We start from the raw sequence: 20,449 nt of genomic DNA, 5'->3' as shown, positions 1-20,449 counted from the left end.
GGCCGGTTTGCCATAGGATAGCGGTCTTGGACATCATCCTTCTCGCGCTGGCAGAGATGACCGAGCCCTTCCGCCTGCTCATGCTGGTGACGGGAACGATCACCGGGCTCATCGTGGGGGTGGTGCCGGGGATCGGGGGGATTTTCGGGCTGGCGCTGTTCGTGCCGCTCACCTATCAGCTCGACCCCTATGCCGCCTTCGCCCTTCTCTTGGGCATGTCGTCGGTGACCACCACGTCGGACACCATCCCCGCCGTGCTGCTGGGGGTTCCGGGCACGGTGGGCGCGGTGGCCACGGTGGTCGACGGCCACCCCATGGCGCGCCGGGGCGAGGCGGCCCGGGCCTTCGGCGCCGCCTATTCCGCCTCGCTGATCGGCGGGGTGGCCGGGGCGCTGCTGCTGGCGATCTCCATCCCCTTCATGCGCCCGCTGATGCTGCATATGCAGACCCCGGACTTTTTCGCGGTGAGCGCCTTCGGGCTCTCGGTGGTCGGCATGCTGGCCGGCAGCCAGCCGCTCAAGGGTCTCGCGGCGGCCATGCTGGGCCTGCTGCTGGCCTTCGTGGGCATAGACGCCAATGCCGGCATCCATCGCTGGACCTTCGGGCAGATCTATCTCTGGGAGGGCATTCCGCTGGTCGTCCTGTTCCTCGGGCTGTTCGGCCTGCCCGAGCTGGCCGGCCTGCTGGCCCGGGGCTCCATCCAGGAAAAGGCCGAGCTGCCCACCTATGCCGGCATGTGGCGGGGCATCAGGGACACGCTGGGCTCGTTCTGGCTGGTGATCCGCTGTAGCTGGATCGGCACCATATTGGGGGCCATTCCCGGGGTGGGGATCGCCGCCATCGACTGGATATCCTATGGTCATGCGGCGCAGAACCCCGGCGAGGGCCCGCCCTTCGGACAGGGCAATGTGCGCGGCGTCATCGCCCCGGAAAGCGCCAACAACGCCAAGGAGGGCGGCGCGCTGATCCCCACCCTCGCCTTCGGCGTGCCCGGTTCGGCGCCCATGGCGCTGCTGCTGGGCGCCTTCATGATCCACGGGCTGGTGCCCGGCCCCGACATGCTGAGCGTGCACGCCCCGCTCACCGTATCGATGGTCTTCACCATCGCGGCGGCCAACATATTGGGGGCGGTGATCTGCCTGTTCTTCACCCGGCCGCTGGCCCGGCTGGCCAATGTGCCGGCCGGGCTGATCGTGCCGCTGGTGGTGGTGTTCATGATCATCGGCGCCTTCCAGAACAATATGGACGTGCTCGACCTCCTGATGCTCGGGGGCGTGGGCGCGCTGGGCATGGCCATGAAGGAGCTCAACTGGCCGCGCTCGGCCTTCGCGCTGGGCTTCGTGCTGGCGCCCATGCTGGAGCGCAATTTCTTCCTCACCTACCAGATCCATGGCTGGGGCTGGCTGACCCGGCCGCTGGTGCTCGCCCTCTTCGCCATGGCGGCCATCGGCTTCGGCCGGAGGGCCGTCACCTGGTATCGGACGCGCGGACGGCAGCGCCAACTGCCCGCCCCCCTGCCCGACCTGGTATTTTCCGGCCTGCTGCTGGCGCTCGCGGTGGCGGCCTTCGTGTCGGCGGGAGCCTTCCCCTTCGACGCGCGCATGTTCCCCATGATCAGCGCCGGCATTCTCGCCGCGCTGGCGCTGGCCATCTTCCTCCAGGCCGCGGCACGATGGCGGGACCGGGGCACCAGCACGACCGCTGCCGCCCTCACCGGCGAGGGCGAATGGGCCCCGGTGGGCGAATTCGCCCTCAAGGCCTCGGTCCGGCTGGCGCTGCTGGCCGGGGCGGCTTCGGCCCTGCTGCTGCTAGTGGGGCACATCGCGGCGGCGTTCGTCTTCGTCCTGGGCAGCACGCTTATGCTGGGAGCCGCGTCGTGGCGCACCGCGCTGGCCAGCGCCATGGGGGCGGCGCTGTTCGTCTATGCGGTGTTCGACCTGATGGTCTCGCGGGCCTGGCCGGCCCCTTTGCTCAAGCAGGCGCTCGGCCTATGAGGGCACCATCTCCACCAGCTTGCGCCGCAGAATCTTGCCATTGTCGCTATAGGGCAGCGACGGCACGAAGCGGATCTCGCGCGGACGCTTTTCCGGGGCGATATTGGCGGTGATATAGGCCCGCATCTCGGCGGGGGCGAGATCGCCCTCGGCGACGATGAAGGCGGCGATCTCCTGGCCCAGCACGTCATGGGGGAAGCCGACCACCGCCACCTCGGCGACGCCGGGATGGCCGCGCAGGATCTTTTCCAGCTCCTGCGGCGCGACGCTCACCCCGCCGCGCACGATCATGTCCTCCAGCCGGTCGACGATGGTGAGGAATCCCTCGCCGTCCATGAAACCCACATCGCCGGCAATGCCCCAGCCCGGGCCCATGGTCTGGGGATCGACCCCCAGCCGGTTGCCCGGCAGCAGCGCCAGGGGGGCGACGGTGCCCGACCAGACCTTGATGGTGCCCGGCTGCCCCAGCGGCAGCAGGTTCCCCTCGGCGTCGAGGATGTCGACCCGCACCCCCTCGATCAGCCGCCCGGCGGTTTCCGGACGCGCCAGCACGTCCTTGCCGGCCAGCATGGTCACCCGTCCGGTGAGGGTCGAGGCATAGCTGAAGCGATAGCCCGGGGAGAGGTTGCGATAGGCGGCGAGCTTGGTCTCGGGCTGGGCCGGGCCGCCCGTCGAGCGCAGGTCGGTGATGGCGGGCAGCAGCGCCGTGGGGCGCTCGCCGACCAGCCGCACCATCTGGGCGATGGTGGCCGGCGGCAGCGAGGTGGCGGTGGCGCCGAAGGCCAGGAGGTCCTCGATGAGCTCGGAGGGCGTGAACACCGGCGGGGCGAACTGCACCAGCCCGCCCTCGAGCAGCACCGAAAGCGCATAGCTGCGCACCGAGATGAACGACAGCGACAGGGGCGTCATATAGCGCGGCGCGACGCGGTCGGCGGGTCGGGCCAGGTCGCGATGCCGGCTGATGAGAACCGAATGCGGCTGGGTATAGGCCTTGGGATCGCCGGTGGTGCCCGAGGTGAAGGCGATGAAGGCCGGATGCGCACAGGTGGCCGGCCCCTCGGGACCGCCACCCGTCGAGGCGAAGCGCCAGTCGCGCTGGAACAGCACCGAGGGATAATCGGGATCGGCGACCAGCGCCCGGCTTTCCAGCATGGCGGCGAAGACGAAATCGCGCGCCAGCCGCGCCCGCTGGGGCGGGGGCACGCGGAAATCGATGATGGCGGCCGTCGCATCGAGCCGCCAGCAGGCGAGGATGGCGAGGATGGTCTCGATGGGGTTCTGTACCGCAATGCCGACCCGGTCCCCCGCCCCTATGCCCAGGCTCCGCAAATGGGCGGCCACGTGATCGGCCTGGGCGATCATGCCGGCATAGCTCACGGTCTCCTCGCCCGAGATCATGGCGGGACGCTCGCCATAGCGCGCCACGGTCTCGACGAAATCGCGCCCCATGCTCATGACGCCTCGCTCCCCTGATGCGCCGGGACGGCAGCGGCGGAGCGCTGGCCGATCAACCCGGCGGCGATGGATACCGCATCCCCATGCCCGATGTCCGAGGACAGGATTTCCGCATTGGGCAAGAGATGCTCGAACACCGGCACGAGCCGCCGCCGCCCCGGCGACATGACCACGGTCACCGCCCCCTCATAGGGGCGCGGCCGATGCCAGCGATAGGCGGCCAGGAGCCGCGCCTGGGCGGGGGTGGAGAGCTTGACATGGCGCTGGCCGATGCGGCGGTCGCCCAGCGCCGTCCGCATCTTCCCCAACCCCAGCGACAGCCGGAAGAACCTCTCATAGAGCCGGCGCAGCTTCTCGTCGGCGAAGTCGCGGTCCCCGGCCCCATCGGTCCAGCGGCCGAGCGCGGCGCTCAGCCCCAGCGCCCGCAACCGCCATTGCAGCCGCGGCCAGAGGCCCGAGGATGGCGACCAGAAGGCGCCTTCGGGGGTGAGGCCCATATTCTTGATCGTCGTGCCCGGCACGAAGGGATCGCCGAGCAGGAAATTTTCGACCGCGCGCCCCCTCTCGCGCAGGCGGACCGCCATTTCGAGCGCGATGATGCTGCCGGCGCAAAAGCCGGCCAGATGCACCGGACCCTCGGGATAGAGCGCGGTCAATTCGTCGAGATAGTGCTCGGCGATAGCCTCGACGGTCGGGGGCGCGTCGTCCCCGCCGCGCAGGCCGGGCAATTCGAACATGTGGAGCTGCTGCCCGGGCGCGAGCCGATCAAGCGTTTCGGCCTGGGGCAGCATGAAGCCCATTCGCCCATGGACGGCAAAGACCGGAGCCGGCGTGCCCGGTGCCTCATCCAGCACGGGCGCGGCTTCCGACAGCTTGCGGGCGATCCCGGCCGGGGTGCCGAAATTGGCCAGCCACGACACCCGGATGTCGTGCCCGGTCCTGGAGGATACCGCCATGGCCACGCCCTCGGCGCTGAGCGAATCGCCGCCCAGGTCGAAGAACTCGTCGTCCACCCCCACCCCCTCGATTTCGAGGGCGAAGGCAAAGGCCTCGCAAACCCGGGCTTGCAGCTCGTTTTCGGGGGCGCGGAACGGATAGGGCAGATGCAAATCCTGCCGCCGGACGCTACGGGAAGGCGCAAGTTCCATTACCCGCAACTCCATAGTGCAGGAGATCGATCCGCCCGATTTTATTCAATCGCGACAAAGGTGCAATATGGCGCGCAACAAAAGCGTCGCAGGCGCGTTACCCGGTGCGGATGGTCAGACTTCCGACCACCGAAGAGCCGTCTGTGCGTCCCCCACAAGCAGACGGCTCGCCTTTTTTCCGGCGCGTCAACAGGTCACGCTGACAGCGGGCGCCGATCCGGCCAAAGCTCCGGTCATGCTCAAGCTCTTTCGCACCATCGCCTTGTTCGAAGGCATCACCACCCTGGCGCTGTTCCTCGTCGCCATGCCGCTCAAATACTGGTTCGGCTATCCGGACCTCGTTCCGCCGGTCGGCGCGATCCATGGGGGCGCCTTCATCGTCTATATCGTGGCGATGATCTTCGCCCTCTGGGGCAAGGGGTTCACGCCGCTCGAATGGGTGCGGACCACGATCGCCTCCTTCTTCCCCTTCGGCACCTTCCTCAACGACCCGTTCCTCAAGTGCAAGCAGGCCGAGCTGGCATCAGCGCCCCAGGCCTCCTGACGGCGAAAAGCACCGGGCCGCAGCAGCGCAAGCGCATTTGGCCTTGATCCCCCGCCCGGAACCGGCTACCGGCCAGGGCCGTGGGGGGCCGATGCAGACCAGCGACGGGATTGAAGCGCCGACGATTGCGGCCCGGGTGAGCCCGGCGCAACTGGTCATCGCGCTCTATCTCGCCGCGCTGCTGATCCCGCTCCTCGCGCTGCCCCTCTATCACGACGACAATGGCCGGTTTTACCGCGGCGTGGTGGCGTTGTGGGACAAGGGGCGCTTCCTCACCGAAATCTATTATGCGCTGTTCGACGGCTTCGGGAAGGGCGAGCGCACCAATCCGGTCGACATCTACCCCTTCAACCTCATGGTGGTCGGCCTCGCGCTGTTCGCCGTCCTCAGCCGCTTCGCCGAGCGGGCTTTCGGCGCGGGCGGATGGCTGGCCGGGCTGGGCGCCATCGCCGTCCTCTCCTCGCCGCTGCTGCTGGAGAATTTCTCCTATCACGTGGACGTGGTGGGCATGCTGGGGGCGTTCGTTTTGGCAATGTGGGCGGCGCTGTACCGGCACGAGCGGCCCTGGCGCGAATTCGCAGTGGGCTCGGCCATCGCCATCGCCGGCTGCATGTTCTACCAGACCGCCGCCAATATCGTGTGCGCCACCCTCGTCGTCCTGTTCCTCGCGCGGGCCGGCCGGGCGGAAGACGACGAAACGCTCACCGGGTGGATGGGGATCAAGGCGGCAACGGCCGTGGTCGCGCTGGCCTGGACCTTCCTCACCAACCGACTGGTCAATTTGCACGACTATGTGGCCAGCCAATCCCAGTTCATCGGGCTCGACGCGGCGGGGATGGAGCACCTGGCCGCCAATATCGAGCGCACCAACCACGTGATCTTCCGCTCGCTGAACGGACCGCAGACGCTGCTGCTCTATGCCGCCATCGCGCTGGCCGTGGTCGGCACGGTGCGGATCGCCGTCGCGGCCATGGTGCGCGGCCGGATCGTGATCGGCATCGCGGCCCTGCTCGGCGTGCCGGCGCTGGTGCTGCTGATCTACCTGCCGGCGGCGCTCTTTACCCAGCCGATCATCTTCGAGCGCATCCTGATGACGCTGGGCTTTGTTTTCTGCGCCGCGCTGGCCGCCAATGCCGGCACCGCCCTTGCCCGGGCGGCGGGCGTGGCCATCGCCCTTTCCGCGCTCCTCGTGGCGGCCACCTCCTCGGCCTATGTGGCCTCCTCGCTGGCCAATCGCGAGCACAGCGCCACCATATACACAACGCTGTTCAACGATATCCGCCATGAAGTGAAGGAGGGCGGGACCGTTACCCTGTCGGTCGCCGGACGGCCGGCGCGGGCCCCGGCCTGGGACATCAACAGCCGCACCTTCCCGGTGCTGAATGGTATCATCCAGTCCTATTACGGTTCCTACCAGGCCGAGGGGTTCGTGCGGCATCTGGGCCTGCCGATGACCTATAAGCGCTATTTCGACGAGGACGGATACGAACTGGTGCTGCAACGGCCGACCTATGCCATCCTGCGCAACCAGGCCGGCGAATATCTCGCCGATTTCCGGTAAACGCTCAGGGGGCGGTACGGCCCGCAAAGGCGAACCAGGTGACCAGTTCGGCGGTGTTCCTGAGGCCCAGCTTGCGGATCAGGCGATAGCGGTGGGTTTCGGCGCTGCGCGGCGAGAGGCCCAGCTCGGCCCCGATCTCGGCATTGGTCTTGCCCTGGGCGATCAGCGTCACGATCTGGCGCTGGCGCGGGGTCAGTTCGGCCGGCTGGCCGCCCACGGCGCGCGGCAGGGCGTCGAAGCAATAGACGGCGCGCGAAAAGGGATCGTCCTCCTCCATGGATTGCCCGCGCACCCGGCACCAGAAACGGGTGCCGTCGCGGCGGCGCATGATGCGCTCGTCGGTATAGCTGCGGCCGCCGGAGAAATTGCTGCGCCACAACTCCCCCACCATCACGAAATCGGCGAGGTCGGGATAGAGGATGTTGAAACTCTGGTTGCGCAGATCGGTGACCGCATAGCCGAACAGATCGGCAAAGGCGGCGTTGACCTCGCGGATGATGCGGTGGGTGGCATAGACCAGGGGGACCGGCAGGTCCTGCAAGGTGAAGGCGCGGGGCTGGGGTGTCGGTGTCATGACGTATAAATACGTCTAACACGGCGCTGCCATCAAGCGATATTGATAGCGCCAGAGGAGCATGGAGGAGATCCACACATGGCCAGAGACGTCTTCATCGCCGCCGCGCGGCGCACCGCCATCGGGTCGCTGAACGGCGCATTGTCGGGGCTTGCGGCCCATGAGCTCGGCGCCATCGCGGCCAGGGCCGCCCTGGCCGATGCCGGGGTGGCGCCCGAGCGGGTCGACGAGATGATCATGGGCCAGGTGCTGACCGCGGCGGCCGGGATGAACCCGGCCCGGCAGGCGGCGCGGCTGGCCGGGCTGGCCGACGGGGCGACGGCGTTCGGGGTCAACCAGGTGTGCGGATCGGGCCTGCGCGCCGTGGCGCTGGGCGCCCAGCAGATCGCGCTGGGGGACGCGGAGATCGTCCTGGCCGGCGGGCAGGAATCCATGAGCCGGGCCCCGCATGCGGCGCGCCTGCGCAGCGGCACCAAGCTCGGCGATGTGAGCTTCATCGACACGGTGATGCATGACGGGCTGACCGATGCCTTCGGGCGCATGGCCATGGGCGTGACGGCGGAAAACGTGGCGCGGCAATGCGGCATCGCGCGCGAAGGCCAGGACCAGTTCGCGCTGCGCTCGCAGCAGCGCGCCGCCGAGGCGCAGAAGGCGGGCCGGTTCGCCGCCGAGATCGTGCCGGTGACCATTGCCGGCCGCAAGGGCGATATCGTGGTCGCCGAGGACGAATTCATCCGCCACGACGCCAGCCTCGACACCATGGGCAAGCTGCGCCCGGCCTTCGAGAAGGACGGCACGGTGACGGCGGGAAATTCCTCGGGCATCAATGACGGCGCGGCGGCGCTGGTGCTGATGCCGGAAGCCCTGTTGCAGGAGCATGGCGCGGCGCCCATGGGCCGCATCGCCGGCTGGGCGACGGCGGGGCTCGATCCCGACATCATGGGGCTGGGCCCCGTCCCCGCCTCGCGGCGGGCGCTGGAAAAGGCCGGCTGGGACGCCGATACGGTCGATCTGTGGGAGATCAACGAAGCCTTCGCGGCCCAGAGCATCGCCGTGGTCGACCAGTTGGGCATCGATCCCGAGCGGGTCAACGTCAATGGCGGGGCCATCGCGCTCGGCCATCCGATCGGCGCTTCGGGCGCCCGGGTGCTGGTGACGCTGCTGCACGAAATGGCGCGGCGCGACGCCCGGCGCGGGTTGGCGACCCTGTGCATCGGCGGCGGCATGGGCATCGCCCTTTGCGTGGAGCGCTGAGGCGATGACCGGTGATATTCTCTGGGAGGCCGATGCGGCCCGCAAGCACGGTTCGGCCATGTGGCGCTTCGCCGAGGCGACAAGGCCGCTGCACGGGGCGGCGCCCGACGACTACGAGGCGCTGCACGCCTGGTCGGTGCGCGAGCCGGAAGCCTTCCACGACGCGCTGTGGGATTTCCTCGACATCGTGGGGGAAAAGGGCGCGCGGGCCTATGTGGCGGGCGAGACAATGCGCGCGGCGCGGTTCTTCCCCGATGCGCGGCTCAATTACGCGGAAAACCTGCTGCGCCGCCGCGACGATGCCCCCGCCATCATCGCCCATCGCGACGACGGCACGCGGCGCGTCCTGAGCTGGCAGGCGCTGTACGACAAGGTTTCCCGCCTCGCCCAGGCGCTGGCGGCGGAAGGGGTGGGCGAAGGCGACCGGGTGGCGGCCATCGTCACCAACGACCTCGAAGCCATCACCGCCTATCTGGCCACCGCCGCGCTGGGGGCCATCTGGTCGTCCTGCTCGCCCGATTTCGGGCCGGATGGGGCCAGCGACCGGCTGTGCCAGATCGATCCCAAGGTGCTGGTCGCCGTGCCCAGCTATTCCTATGCCGGCAAGGCGGTCGACGTGGCTCCGTCCATCCGGGCGGTGGCCGAAGGGGCCCGGCTCAGCCGCATCGTTCTTTTCGCCGACGCCGTGCCCGAGGCGCTGGCGGACCTGCCCGCCACGACCGAGGCCGAATGGCTGGCCCCGTTCGCGCCGGGCGAGATCGCCTTCAACCGCATCGGGTTCGAGGCGCCGCTGGCCATCCTCTTTTCCTCGGGCACCACGGGCAAGCCCAAATGCATCACCCATTCGGCGGCCGGGCTGCTGCTGCAGCACAAGAAGGAGCTGACGCTCCACTGCGACATCCGCGCGGACGAGAAGTTCTTCTATTTCACCACCTGCGGCTGGATGATGTGGAACTGGCAGGTTTCCGGGCTGGCGCTGGGGGCGACGCTGGTCACCTATGACGGCAATCCCGCCTATCCCGGCCAGGAAAGGCTGCTCGACCTGGTCGACGCGGAAGACATCGCCATATTCGGCACCAGCGCCAAATATATCGACGCCTGCCTCAAGGCGGGACTGAAGCCGCGGGAAACCCACCGGCTCGAAAAGCTCAAGCTGATCCTTTCGACCGGATCGCCGCTGATTCCGCCGAGCTTCGACTATATCTATCGCGACTGGAAGCCCGATCTGCACCTCGCCTCGATCTCCGGCGGCACCGATATCTGCGCCTGCTTCCTCGGCGGCAATCCGCTGCTGCCGGTGCGGCGCGGCGAATTGCAATGCGCCCTGCTGGGCCTCGATATCGACACGCTGGACGAGGCCGGCACCCCGATCAGCGGCGAGGCGGGCGAACTGGTCTGCCGCAACGCCCATCTCTCCATGCCGGTCAAGTTCTGGGGCGATGCGGACGGCTCGCGCTATACGGAGGCCTATTTTTCCCGCTTCCCGGGCCTATGGGCGCATGGGGACTTCGTCGAGAAGCGCCCCTCGGGCGGCTTCATCATCCATGGGCGCTCCGACACCACGCTCAATCCGGGCGGAGTGCGGATCGGAACGGCGGAAATCTACCGGCAGGTGGAGACCATCGACGCCATCGAGGAGGCCGTGGCGGTGGGGCAGGATTTCGAGGGCGACCAGCGGGTGATCCTGTTCGTAAAACTCCGCCCCGGCCATGGGCTCGATGCGGAGCTGGAAAAATCCATCCGCAGCCGCATCCGCTCGGGCGCCAGCCCGCGCCACGTGCCGGCCCGGATCATCGCGGTGGACGCCATCCCGCGCACCCGCTCGGGCAAGATTTCCGAGATCGCGGTGCGCGACACCATTCACGGCCGGGCGGTAAGGAACACCACGGCGCTGGCCAACCCCGAAGCGCTGGCGCTCTATGCCGACCTGCCCGAGCTGCGGGGTTAGCGCTCCTGATAGGAGCTCTAACCACCTGTTTGTCGCGCTTCCGAACCGCAAAAGTGGAATCCACTTTTGCTGGAAGCACTCCTAGAGCAAAAAATCTCGGATGGAATCGATCTGCTCGGCGCTGTTGAGCGCCGGGGCATGGCCGACCCCGGTGATGTCGAGCCGGGCCGGGCGCGGGCCGCGCGCCTGCATGCGACCGGCCAGATCGTCGCTCAGCAGATCGCTCTGCGCGCCGCGCAACAGCAGCGTGCGGGCGGTGATGGCGTCATAGCTCGCCCATTGATCCCCGACATCGTTTTTCGCCGCGAACTGGGCGACGATGCGCGGATCGTAATGGACGGTGACCTGGCCGGCATCGGTGCGCCGGGCCGAGGAATCGGCCATGACGCGCCATTCGCTATCGGTGAGCAGGCCGAAGGGGGCATAAACGGTGCGCAGCCAGGCTTCGAGCTCGGAAACGGTCGCAAACACCGGCGGATTGCCGGCATAAGTCCGGATGCGCTCGACGGCGGCGGCGGGCAGCTCGGGACCGATATCGTTAATCACCAGATGCGAGATGCGCCCGCGCAACGGCCCGCCGGCCAGATGCATGCCGATGGCGCCGCCCATGGAGGTGCCGATCCAGCGGCAGGTCCCGATGCCGAGCTGGTCGAGCAACTCGCCCGCCATGGCGCCGAAATTGTCCAGCCGGTATTCGTGCTCGGGTTCGGTCGCCCACTGGCTCAGCCCGCGTCCCAGCGTATCGGGGGCGAGGATGAAATAGTCCCGGCAGAGCACCCCCGCGATGGTGTCGAAATCGCGTCCGGTGCGGGCCAGTCCATGCCACATGACCAGGGCCGGCCGGTCGGGCTCGCCCCATTGGCTGACATGGATCTCGCGGCCACGAAGGGTGAAATAGCGCGAGGTCCGACCGCTCATTGGGTGCTCCGGCGAAACTTGCCGACAATGCCGGTCGGAAAGAAATAGACGCTGAGGATGAACAAGAGCCCCAGCCAGAACAGCCAGCGGTCCGGGTGCAGGATATCGGTGACCAGCGGCAGGTCGGAGGTCAGCGCGCTGGCGGCGCCCATGACCTCGCGCAGATAGTTCTTGGCCATGACGAAGATGGTGGCGCCGAGGACCGAACCCCACATGGTGCCCATGCCGCCGATCACCACCATGACCAGGATGTCGATCATCAGGTCGAGGGAAAGCGTCGTGTCGGGCCCGGTATAGCGCAGCCAGATGGCCAGCAGCACCCCGGCCAGCGCCGCGACCACGGCGGAGACGACCGAGGCCACGATGCGGTAATGCACCGTCTTGTAGCCCAGGGCCTCGGCGCGGAAATCATTCTCGCGGATAGCCTGCAACACCCGCCCGAAAGGCGAGTTGACCAAACGCAACAGGACAAGGAACAGCGCCACCGCGCTGAAGAAGATGAGGTAGTAGGACAGCAGCCGGCCATCGAGCCGCACGCCGAACAGGCGGAAATCAGCAAATTCGAAGGCGGGCGTCAGCATTTGCGGCAGGCGGTAGGTAAGCCCGTCCTCGCCTCCGGTGATGGTGTAGAGCTGGGAGACCAGGACGCCGAAGGCGCTGGCCACCGCGAGGGTGATCATGGCGAAGAAGATGGCCCGCACCCGCAGCGAGGCCAGCGCGATGACGAAGGCCAGCGCCGCGGCGACCAGCACGCCGCCGGCCCCGCCCAGCGCCAGAGCGTCCCAGCCCGGCCCCATGCTGGACGAGGCGATCGCCACCCCATAGGCGCCGATGCCGAAGAACATGGTGTGGGCGAACGAGACGATGCCGGTATAGCCCAGCAGCAGGTCGTAGCTGGCGACCAGCACGATGATGATGCAGATCCGCGCCGCCGTATCGACCGAGCGCGTGCCGGGAAACAGGAACGGCGCCAGCGCCAGGCAGATGACTACGGCGCAGACGATCAGGGCCAGGAGAGGCTTGCCGGGCGCATCGCCCGAAAGAAGGGATTTGATCATGGCCCTCACCGCGATCCGCTCGGTTGCAACAGGCCCTGCGGGCGCCACATGAGGACCACGACCATGAGGATGATCGCCGAGCCCAGCGACAGCTTGGGGGCGAGATAGGCGACGTAATTATTGGTCAGCCCGATGAGCAGCGCGGCGATGAAGCAGCCTTCGATCGAGCCCAGCCCGCCGATGATGATGGTGATGAACACCAGCACCATGACGCTCATGCCCAGATGGGCGGTGATCACCTCGTCATAGAGCCCCCACATGATGCCGCCCAGCCCGCCCAGCGCCGAGGCCACGGCGAAGACGCCGATAAAGAGGATGGAGATGCGGTAGCCCAGCGATTCCACCATTTCGCGGTTTTCCACCCCGGCCCGCACCAGCAGCCCGATGCGGGTGCGCGTGAGGACGAGGCGCAGGACGACGAAGAGCACGAGCCCCAGCGCCACGGCGAGCAGGCGGTATTTTTCCAGCACCACGCCCCCGACGATGAAGGCGCCCTTGAGGTTCTGCGGACGCGGGATGGGGATCTCGTTGGGACCCCAGAGGACGATGATCAACTGCTCGACGACGATCAGCCCGCCCATTGTGATGAGGATTTGCTTGAGGTGGTGGCCATAGACGGGGCGCACGATCAGCCGCTCGAAGACGAGACCGAGCACGCCAGCGGCCAGCATCGCCGCCAGCGCGGCGATCAGCAGAGCCAGCAGGTTCATCTCGATGCCGGAGGAGAGATAGAGCGGCCCCAGCGCGACCAGCGTCGAGACGCCGACAAAGGCCCCGAAGGAGATCATGGCGCCATGGCCGAAATTGAGCACGTCCATGAGCCCGAACACGAGCGTGAGGCCGGACGCCATGATGAAGATCATCAGCCCCATGGCCAGCCCGGCCAGGGTCAGCGTGCCCCAGGTGGGGAGCGAACCGATGGGCAGGAAGGCCAGAAGGGCGAGGACGGGAACCGTGAAATAGGCGGCCCGGTCGCGCACGAAACCCAGCCAGTTGCGGGGCTCCGCCGCGATGGCGCCCTCTTGCCGCGTGGTGCTCATGCTGTGCCTCCGCCGATATCGAGCCCCAATAGCCGCCCCTGCAACGCGGTGTCCGCGCCCAGCTCGGCCATCGTGCCGGTGTGAATGATCTTGCCGTCGTCCATGACCGCCACCGTGTCGCCCACCCGCCGGGCGAGGGCGAAATTCTGTTCGACCATCAGGATGGTCACTCCGGTCTGCTTGAGCGCCATGATGGCCTCGGCCAGCGCGTCGATGATGGTGGGGGCCAGCCCCTTGGTCGGCTCGTCGACCAGCAGCAGTTCGGCCGGCTCGATGATGGCGCGCGAAATGGCCAGCATCTGCTTCTGCCCGCCGGACAATTGGCCGGCCGGCCAGCGCCAGAATTTGCGCATGGCCGGGAAGAGCGAATAGATCCAGTCGAGCCGTTCCGCATTGAGGCCCGAGCGCCGCGCGGCGAGGACCATGTTCTCCTCGACGGTGAGCGTGCCGAATATGCCCATGTTCTCGGGCACATAGGCAATGCCGCGCCGGGCTATGTCGGGGGTGGCGAGCCGTGCGATGTCCTCGCCGGCGAAGCGCACCGCGCCCTGCCGCGCCTGCCACAGGCCCATTATGGTGCGCATGGTGGTGGTCTTGCCGGCGCCGTTGCGGCCCAGCAGCATGGTGAGCTGCCCGCGCGGCACCTCCAGATCGACCCCGTGCAGGATGTGATACTGGCCGATATGGGTGTGGACCCCCGACAGCGACAAAAGCGTTTCGCCCGTCTCCCCCATCCTCGCCTCCTAATGCAGCCCGGTGCCGAGATAGGCCTCGCGCACCACCTGCGAGCCCATGACCGCCCCCGGCTCGCCGGACGCGACCAACTGGCCATTGTGGAGCACCATGATCTCGTCGGCCAGCGAGCGGATGACGTCCATCTTGTGCTCGACCAGGATGATAGTCTTGCCGGTATCGGCCTTGATCGACTTGATGAGGTCGAGAATGACCGGCGCCTCGTCGGCGCTCATGCCGGCGGTGGGCTCGTCGAACATCACGATCTCGCTTTCCAGCGCCAGCAGCAGCGCCACTTCGAGCTTGCGCTGATCCCCATGGGAGAGATTGGCCGCCCGCTCGTCCAGACGATCGGCCAGCCCGCAGCGGGCGATATGGCCCATGGCGATCTCCAGGGTCCCGGCATCGGCGTCGGCCAGCGCGAAAAGGCCCATCGCCCCCGGCCGCAGGGCCTGCACGGCGAGCCGGACGTTTTCGAGCACCGAAAGGCGGGGAAAGAGATTGGTGAGCTGGAAGGCGCGGCCGATGCCCCGGCGCGTGCGATCGGGAACCGAGAGCGTGGTGATGTCCTCGCCCTTGTGCAGCACAGCCCCGCCCGAGGCGCGCAACTGGCCGGAGATGAGGTTGAAATAGGTGGTCTTGCCGGCCCCGTTCGGCCCCACTATGGCCACGAGATTGCCCGGGCGGAAGCTGTAGGACACCGCATCGACGGCCACATGGCCCCCGAACCTTATGGTCAGGTCGCGAGTTTCAAGGACCGGGACGGACGGGCTGGCCATGGGGGGACCTCGACGCATGCGGGGAAAGGCCGTGGCGGGCGCGACAAGCGCACCCGCCACGGCCCCGGAGGAACCTCAATTGCGGATCGGCACGTCCATCTGATCGGCCGGGATTACCTCGACCAGGGCCGGAACGCCCCATTCGACGCCCTCCTGCACCTCGATCCGGAAGTGATACATGTCCTGCAGCGCCTGATGGTCTTCGGGGCGGAAGGTCATGGCGCCCTTGGGCGTATCCCAGCTCATGCCCTCCATGGCCGCAATCAGCGTCTCGGTGTCGGTATCCCCGCCCGTCGCCTCCAGCGCGGCGACGATGGCGCCGGCCGCAGCGAACCCGCCGGCGGTGAAGAAATCGGGCGGCGTGCCGAAGCGCTCCATATGCTGCTCGACCAGCCAGTCATTGATCGGGTTCTCGGGGCTTTCGTAATAATAGTAGGTCGCCCCTTCCATGCCGGGGAAATCGCGATAGGCGACCAGCGCGGGCAGGATGTTGCCGCCGGTGGCCATCTCGATGCCGAGCCGCTCGGGCTCCATATCGCGGATCTTGCCCAGCGGATCGCCGCCCCCGGCCCAGATGACGAAAATCACCTTGCGGCCCTCTTCGGTGGCCAGCGCGTCGAAGATGCGCTGCGCATGGGCGGTGAAATCGGTGGTGTCCTGGGGCGCGTATTCCTCGAACACCAGCTCGGCCCCGGTCCCCTCCAGCGCGTCGCGGAACGCCGCCACGCCGTCGCGGCCGAAGGCATAGTCCTGGGCGAGGGTGGCGATCTTTACCCCCTCCTTGCCCAGCGCCACGGCATTGGCGATGGCGTCCTGGGACGAGTTGCGCCCGGTGCGGAAGATGTAGCGGTTGAAATTCTCCCCGGTGATCGAATCGGCGACGGCCGGCTCGACGATGAAGATCTTGCCGTATTCCTCGGCTACCGGCAGCATGGCCAGCGCCACGCCCGAGCTCACCCCGCCCACCGCCAAGTCGACATCGTCGTCGCCATAGGCCTCGGCGAGCAGCGCCCGGCCAATATCGGGCTGCAACTGGGTGTCCTTCTCGATCACCTCGAGGGGCCGGCCGGCCACCTCCATGCTGCCACCGGTGTAATATTCGAACCCGAGCATCAGCCCGTTATGGGACTGGGTGGCATAGGCCTCCAGCGCGCCGGTCTTGCCATAGACATGGGCGATGGTGATGGGGTCCTGCTGCGCGAACGCCGCCCCGGCGGCGCCGGCCAGCCAAAGGACTGCCAGACTTAGCGGCCTTGTCAGTTTCATCTCGTTCCTCCCATGGGACCCTCACCGTCCCGTTGCTCTTGTGTCGCGGCCCGGCATTCCTCCCGCCGGCCCCTGACGAAACCGCCTTCAAGATGCGTGCCAATCGGCGGCGGGGCCGGAGCGGCCGGGGATTTTCGCCGCAGGGCGCGCGACAGACGCGTCCGGACTGTCCGGACAATCGGACAATTCGATCCGGCGCTCTGGACACTCACGAGAGAGCGTAGCGCTTGAGCTTTTCGTAGAACTGGCTGCGCGATACCCCCAGCAACCGCGCCGCCTCGGTCCGCTTGCCCCCGGCGCGGTTGAGGGCGTCGATCATTGCCTCGCGCTCGGCTCGGGCGCGCGTATCGGCCAGTTCGGGCGCGTCTGGGGTGACCGGGCGCGGCCGGGCCGCGACCCGGGGCATGGCGCGCGAAATGGTCTCGGCATCGAGCATTTCGGTGGGCGCGATGGCGGCGGCGCGCTCAAGGGCATTGCGCAATTCGCGCACATTGCCCGGCCAGTCATAGCCGGCCAGCAGCGCCACCGCATCCTCCTCGATGGCCCAGTCGGCCATGTCCTCGGCGCGCGGAATGGTCTCCAGCAGCCGCTCGCAGATCACCCCGATATCGCTCAGCCGCTCGCGCAGGGGCGGCACGTTCACGGTGAGCACGGCAATGCGGTAATAGAGGTCGGAGCGGAACTTGCGCTCCTCCATCAGCGCCTCCAGATCCTGCGAGGTGGCGGCGATGATCCGCACATCGACCTTCTTGACCGCGTTCGAGCCCAGGGCCTCGATCTCGCCCTCCTGAAGCACGCGCAGGAACTTGGCCTGGATCGAGAGCGGCATGTCGCCTATCTCATCGAGGAACAGCGTGCCCCCATGGGCGAGCTCGAACTTGCCCTTGCGGGGCTTCTTCTCGGCCCCCGTATAGGCGCCGGGCGCCACGCCGAAAAACTCAGATTCCAGAAGGGTTTCCGGGATCGCCGCCATGTTGACGGCGACAAACGGCCCTTCGGCCCGGTCCGACGCCTGATGGATGGCGTGGGCGAGCAGTTCCTTGCCCGTGCCGGTCTCCCCCATGAGCAGCACCGGCCCGTCGCGCAGGGCGAAACGGCGGATCTGCGACTTGAGGTCCTGCACGATCTCGCTCGTCCCGACGAAACTGGCCAGCGAATATTTGGTCTGCCGCTCCCGGGTCAGCGCCGCCTGGGCGCGGGAGAGCTGGCGCTGCATCTGTTCGAGCTTTTTGAGGATCGGCGCGAGATAATCGACATTGTCGTAGAAGACGAAGCCGATGGCGCCCTTGACCACGCCCTCTTCGTCCTTGAGCGGAATGCGGCAGACCACGAACTGGCGATCGTCGAACTGCATGATGTCGAGCAGGATGGGCCGGCCGGTCTTGACCACCTTGCGCAATTGCGAATGGGGCAGAACCTCCTCGACCGGACGGCCGACCGGATCGAAATCCTCGGTCAGCTTGAGCAGCCGCCGATAGCGCCCGTCGAGCCAGATGATGCGGGCCTCCGCATCGACCATGATGGCGCCCTCGAAATATTCGCGCAGCATGTCGAATGCGCCCATGGCCGCCGACACCAGGGCCGGCGGCGTGCTCGCCAAGGCAGGGGATTGGATGTGCATGGCATGTCTCCTCGCCCGCGAGCGTAGAGATATCCGGACAAACCGGCAAGGTCCGGCAAAAAACATCCTGAAATCCGGACAAATGTCTGGACAGCCGGACGCGCGTGCCGCCGCCTGGGCCACGCGCCCGGAGCCGGTTTTCCCCGCCCGGCCTGCCCTTTCCGGCCTCGGACGGCAACTGGCACGATCCTTGTAAGGATGTTCGGCACAACCGGCCGACAAGGCCCAAGAACGAAAACAAGGGGTGGAGGAGCCGTGTCCGAACGAGCGGAACATCGTGTTGTGCTGATCACGGGCGCAACCAGCGGCATCGGCCTGGCGATCGCCAAGCGCTTTGCGGCAGCCGGCTGCGCCGTGGCGGTGCATGGGGTCGAAAGCGAGGACGACGCCACCCCCGCCATGGCGAAAATCGCCGGCGTCGGCGGCAAGGCGCATTATTTCCACGCCGACCTCGCCGACCCCGCCCAGAGCCGCGATCTCGTGGCCCGCGTCGCCGACACGTTCGGCACCATCGACGTCCTGGTCAACAATGCCGGCATCCAGAAGGTGGCAGCGGTCGACGAACTCGATCCCTCCGACTGGCACCGCATCATCGCCGTCAGCCTCGACAGCGCCTATTACACCATCCGCGCCGCGCTGCCGGAGATGAAGCGCAAGGACTGGGGGCGGATCATCAACATCTCCTCGGCGCACGGATTGCGGGCCTCGCCCTATAAATCGGCCTATGTGGCCACCAAGCACGGGGTGGTGGGACTGACCAAGACCGTGGCGCTGGAAGTGGCCGAGACCGGCATCACCGTCAACGCCATCTGCCCGGGCTATGTCCACACCCCGCTGGTGGCCACCCAGGTCGCCGACCAGGCGCGGCTGCGCAAGATGGACGAGGACGCCGTCATCCGCGACATCATGCTGGCGCCCCAGCCTAGCAAACGCTTCGTGCGCGCCGAGGAGATCGCCGAGATGGCGCACTACTTGACGGGCGACCTGGCCCGGTCGATCACCGGAGCCGCGATCTCGATCGACGGAGGATGGACGGCGAAATGACCGGCAGCGACCTGATCCTCTCGGCCAAGGGCATGACCAAGCAGTTCGCGGGGTTCATGGCGGTCAACAATGTCGATCTCGACGTGCGGCGCGGCTCGATCCACGCGCTGATCGGCCCCAACGGGGCGGGCAAGACCACGTGCTTCAACCTGCTCACCAAGTTCCTGCAACCCACATCGGGCACCATCAGCTTCAACGGCCGCGATATCACCACGCTGGGGGCGTCCGAGATTGCCCGGCTGGGCATGGTACGCTCGTTCCAGATCTCGGCGGTGTTCCCCAAGCTCACGGTGATCGAGAATGTGCGCGTCGCCCTGCAACGCCGCCGCGGCACCAATTTCGATTTCTGGCGCGCCCAGACGGTTCTGGGGGAATTCGACGCCGAGGCCATGCGCCGGGTCGAGGAGGTGGGGTTGGAGGATTTCGCTCACCACACCGCACAGGAATTGTCCTATGGCCGCAAGCGAGCGCTGGAGATCGCCACCACCCTGGCGCTGGAGCCGGAAATGCTGCTGCTCGACGAGCCCATGGCCGGCATGGCGCAGGCCGATGTGGAGCGCATCTCGGCGCTGATCAAATCCATCTCGGCCGGCCGCACCATATTGATGGTCGAGCACAATCTCTCGGTGGTCGCCGACCTGTCGGACACCATCACCGTCCTGGCGCGCGGCCAGGTGCTGGCCGAGGGCGGATATGAAACCGTTTCGAAGGACCCGCGGGTCATCGAAGCCTATATCGGGGTCGGACATGGCTAGCGCGCAACCTCAGATCTCCCCAGCGGCCCCCCTGCTCTCGGTCGCCGACCTCGCCGCCTGGTATGGCGAAAGCCATGTGCTGCACGGCATCGCCTTCGACGTGGCGCCGGGCGAGGTGGTGACGCTGCTGGGCCGCAACGGCGCCGGCAAGACGACGACCCTCAAGGCCATCATGGGCATGCTGCCGCGGCGCACCGGATCGGTTAAATTCGACGGGTGCGAACTGATCAAGGCGCCGCCGCGCGCCATCGCCCGGGCCGGCGTGGCGCTCTGCCCCGAGGAGCGGGCCATCTTCTCCTCGCTCTCGGTCGAGGAGAACCTGATGCTGCCGCCCCGGGTCAAGCCCGGCGGGCTCAGCCTCGAGCAGATCTTCGAGATGTTCCCCAACCTCAAGGAACGGCTTTCGAGCCAGGGCACCAAGCTCTCGGGCGGCGAGCAGCAGATGCTGGCCATCGCCCGCATCCTGCGCACCGGCGCCAAGATGCTGCTGCTCGACGAGCCGACCGAGGGGCTGGCGCCGGTGATCGTGCAGCAGATCGGGCGCACCATCGCCCACCTCAAATCCGAAGGCTTCACCATCGTTCTGGTGGAGCAGAACTTCCACTTCGCCGCCTCGGTGGCGGACCGTCATTATATCGTCGAACAGGGCCGGGTAATCGACATGATCCCCAATGCCGCGCTCGACGCCAATATCGGGAAATTGCACGCCTATCTGGGCGTGTGAGCACAACGGGTTCATTCAAGGGAGGAAGAACCGT

At 67.4% G+C, this 20,449-nt stretch carries 18 protein-coding genes; 8 read left to right on the top strand and 10 right to left on the bottom strand.

The window, feature by feature from the left end; genetic code table 11:
* The first annotated feature begins 26 nt into the window (after positions 1 to 26).
* Entirely contained in the window at positions 27 to 1,994 is a 1,968-nt protein-coding gene (locus DVH29_RS01695; protein WP_114644432.1) for a tripartite tricarboxylate transporter permease, read from the top strand.
* On the opposite strand, the gene DVH29_RS01690 is transcribed toward DVH29_RS01695, so the two are convergent.
* The gene (locus DVH29_RS01690; RefSeq protein WP_114644431.1) at positions 1,989 to 3,449 is read right to left on the bottom strand and encodes a class I adenylate-forming enzyme family protein; all 1,461 of its coding nucleotides are present in this window, start codon (positions 3,447 to 3,449) and stop codon (positions 1,989 to 1,991) included. The two genes, DVH29_RS01695 and DVH29_RS01690, sit on opposite strands and share 6 nt — an antisense overlap.
* Positions 3,446 to 4,597: an alpha/beta fold hydrolase gene (locus tag DVH29_RS01685; protein ID WP_158541521.1), complete on the bottom strand. Its 1,152-nt coding sequence runs from the start codon at positions 4,595 to 4,597 to the stop codon at positions 3,446 to 3,448. Before DVH29_RS01685 ends, DVH29_RS01690 begins: the two co-directional genes overlap by 4 nt.
* A 235-nt stretch (positions 4,598 to 4,832) precedes the next feature.
* Between DVH29_RS01685 and DVH29_RS01680 the strand changes: the two genes are divergently transcribed.
* Both DVH29_RS01680 and DVH29_RS01675 read left to right on the top strand, forming a co-directional pair.
* Complete coding sequence (locus tag DVH29_RS01680) at positions 4,833 to 5,141, top strand: DUF3817 domain-containing protein (protein ID WP_114644429.1); 309 nt, start codon at positions 4,833 to 4,835, stop codon at positions 5,139 to 5,141.
* Between the two features lie 91 nt (positions 5,142 to 5,232).
* Entirely contained in the window at positions 5,233 to 6,702 is a 1,470-nt protein-coding gene (locus DVH29_RS01675) for a glucosyltransferase domain-containing protein (RefSeq protein WP_147275976.1), read from the top strand.
* A gap of 4 nt (positions 6,703 to 6,706) precedes the next feature.
* Here DVH29_RS01675 and DVH29_RS01670 read toward each other — a convergent pair whose 3' ends face one another.
* Positions 6,707 to 7,276 (bottom strand): LuxR family transcriptional regulator, encoded by a 570-nt coding sequence (locus tag DVH29_RS01670; RefSeq protein ID WP_114644427.1) that lies wholly within the window; start codon positions 7,274 to 7,276, stop codon positions 6,707 to 6,709.
* Positions 7,277 to 7,354: 78 nt separating this feature from the next.
* Here DVH29_RS01670 and DVH29_RS01665 point away from each other — a divergent pair, with 78 nt between their 5' ends.
* On the top strand, positions 7,355 to 8,530 hold the full coding sequence (locus tag DVH29_RS01665) for an acetyl-CoA C-acetyltransferase (RefSeq protein WP_114644426.1): 1,176 nt from the start codon (positions 7,355 to 7,357) through the stop codon (positions 8,528 to 8,530).
* A 4-nt stretch (positions 8,531 to 8,534) separates the two neighbouring features.
* Positions 8,535 to 10,478 carry an acetoacetate--CoA ligase gene (locus tag DVH29_RS01660; RefSeq protein WP_114644425.1) on the top strand — a complete coding sequence of 648 codons (1,944 nt, stop codon included), beginning with the start codon at positions 8,535 to 8,537 and terminating at the stop codon, positions 10,476 to 10,478.
* Between the two features lie 81 nt (positions 10,479 to 10,559).
* Here the strand turns inward: DVH29_RS01660 and DVH29_RS01655 are convergent, their stop codons facing one another.
* The 7 genes from DVH29_RS01655 to DVH29_RS01625 form a co-directional block, all read right to left on the bottom strand.
* On the bottom strand, positions 10,560 to 11,396 hold the full coding sequence (locus tag DVH29_RS01655; RefSeq protein ID WP_114644424.1) for an alpha/beta fold hydrolase: 837 nt from the start codon (positions 11,394 to 11,396) through the stop codon (positions 10,560 to 10,562).
* Positions 11,393 to 12,454, bottom strand: a complete 1,062-nt coding sequence (locus DVH29_RS01650) for a branched-chain amino acid ABC transporter permease (RefSeq protein ID WP_114644423.1) — start codon at positions 12,452 to 12,454, stop codon at positions 11,393 to 11,395. Before DVH29_RS01650 ends, DVH29_RS01655 begins: the two co-directional genes overlap by 4 nt.
* Positions 12,455 to 12,459: 5 nt before the next feature.
* Complete coding sequence (locus DVH29_RS01645; protein WP_114644422.1) at positions 12,460 to 13,494, bottom strand: branched-chain amino acid ABC transporter permease; 1,035 nt, start codon at positions 13,492 to 13,494, stop codon at positions 12,460 to 12,462.
* The gene (locus tag DVH29_RS01640; protein WP_114644421.1) at positions 13,491 to 14,228 is read right to left on the bottom strand and encodes an ABC transporter ATP-binding protein; all 738 of its coding nucleotides are present in this window, start codon (positions 14,226 to 14,228) and stop codon (positions 13,491 to 13,493) included. The genes DVH29_RS01645 and DVH29_RS01640 overlap by 4 nt, the downstream gene beginning before the upstream one ends.
* Before the next feature lie 9 nt (positions 14,229 to 14,237).
* Positions 14,238 to 15,005: an ABC transporter ATP-binding protein gene (locus DVH29_RS01635; protein WP_114644420.1), complete on the bottom strand. Its 768-nt coding sequence runs from the start codon at positions 15,003 to 15,005 to the stop codon at positions 14,238 to 14,240.
* A 75-nt stretch (positions 15,006 to 15,080) separates the two neighbouring features.
* Positions 15,081 to 16,271 carry a substrate-binding domain-containing protein gene (locus tag DVH29_RS01630; RefSeq protein WP_114644419.1) on the bottom strand — a complete coding sequence of 397 codons (1,191 nt, stop codon included), beginning with the start codon at positions 16,269 to 16,271 and terminating at the stop codon, positions 15,081 to 15,083.
* 208 nt (positions 16,272 to 16,479) lie between these two features.
* Positions 16,480 to 17,892: a sigma-54 interaction domain-containing protein gene (locus DVH29_RS01625; protein ID WP_158541520.1), complete on the bottom strand. Its 1,413-nt coding sequence runs from the start codon at positions 17,890 to 17,892 to the stop codon at positions 16,480 to 16,482.
* Between the two features lie 255 nt (positions 17,893 to 18,147).
* On the opposite strand from DVH29_RS01625, the gene DVH29_RS01620 reads away from it, so the two are divergent.
* The 3 genes from DVH29_RS01620 to DVH29_RS01610 are packed head-to-tail and all read left to right on the top strand — an operon-like array spanning position 18,148 to position 20,415.
* Positions 18,148 to 18,936: a 3-hydroxybutyrate dehydrogenase gene (locus DVH29_RS01620; protein WP_245944853.1), complete on the top strand. Its 789-nt coding sequence runs from the start codon at positions 18,148 to 18,150 to the stop codon at positions 18,934 to 18,936.
* Positions 18,933 to 19,691, top strand: coding sequence for an ABC transporter ATP-binding protein (locus DVH29_RS01615; protein ID WP_114644655.1), 759 nt, complete (start codon positions 18,933 to 18,935; stop codon positions 19,689 to 19,691). Before DVH29_RS01620 ends, DVH29_RS01615 begins: the two co-directional genes overlap by 4 nt.
* Positions 19,684 to 20,415, top strand: a complete 732-nt coding sequence (locus tag DVH29_RS01610) for an ABC transporter ATP-binding protein (RefSeq protein ID WP_114644416.1) — start codon at positions 19,684 to 19,686, stop codon at positions 20,413 to 20,415. The genes DVH29_RS01615 and DVH29_RS01610 overlap by 8 nt, the downstream gene beginning before the upstream one ends.
* The last annotated feature ends 34 nt before the right edge of the window (positions 20,416 to 20,449 follow it).

Source organism: Pelagibacterium lacus (assembly GCF_003345525.1).
Lineage (GTDB): Bacteria > Pseudomonadota > Alphaproteobacteria > Rhizobiales > Devosiaceae > Pelagibacterium > Pelagibacterium lacus.
Note: the sequence above shows the minus strand (reverse complement) of the source record. Positions and strands in the feature narration are given on the sequence as shown.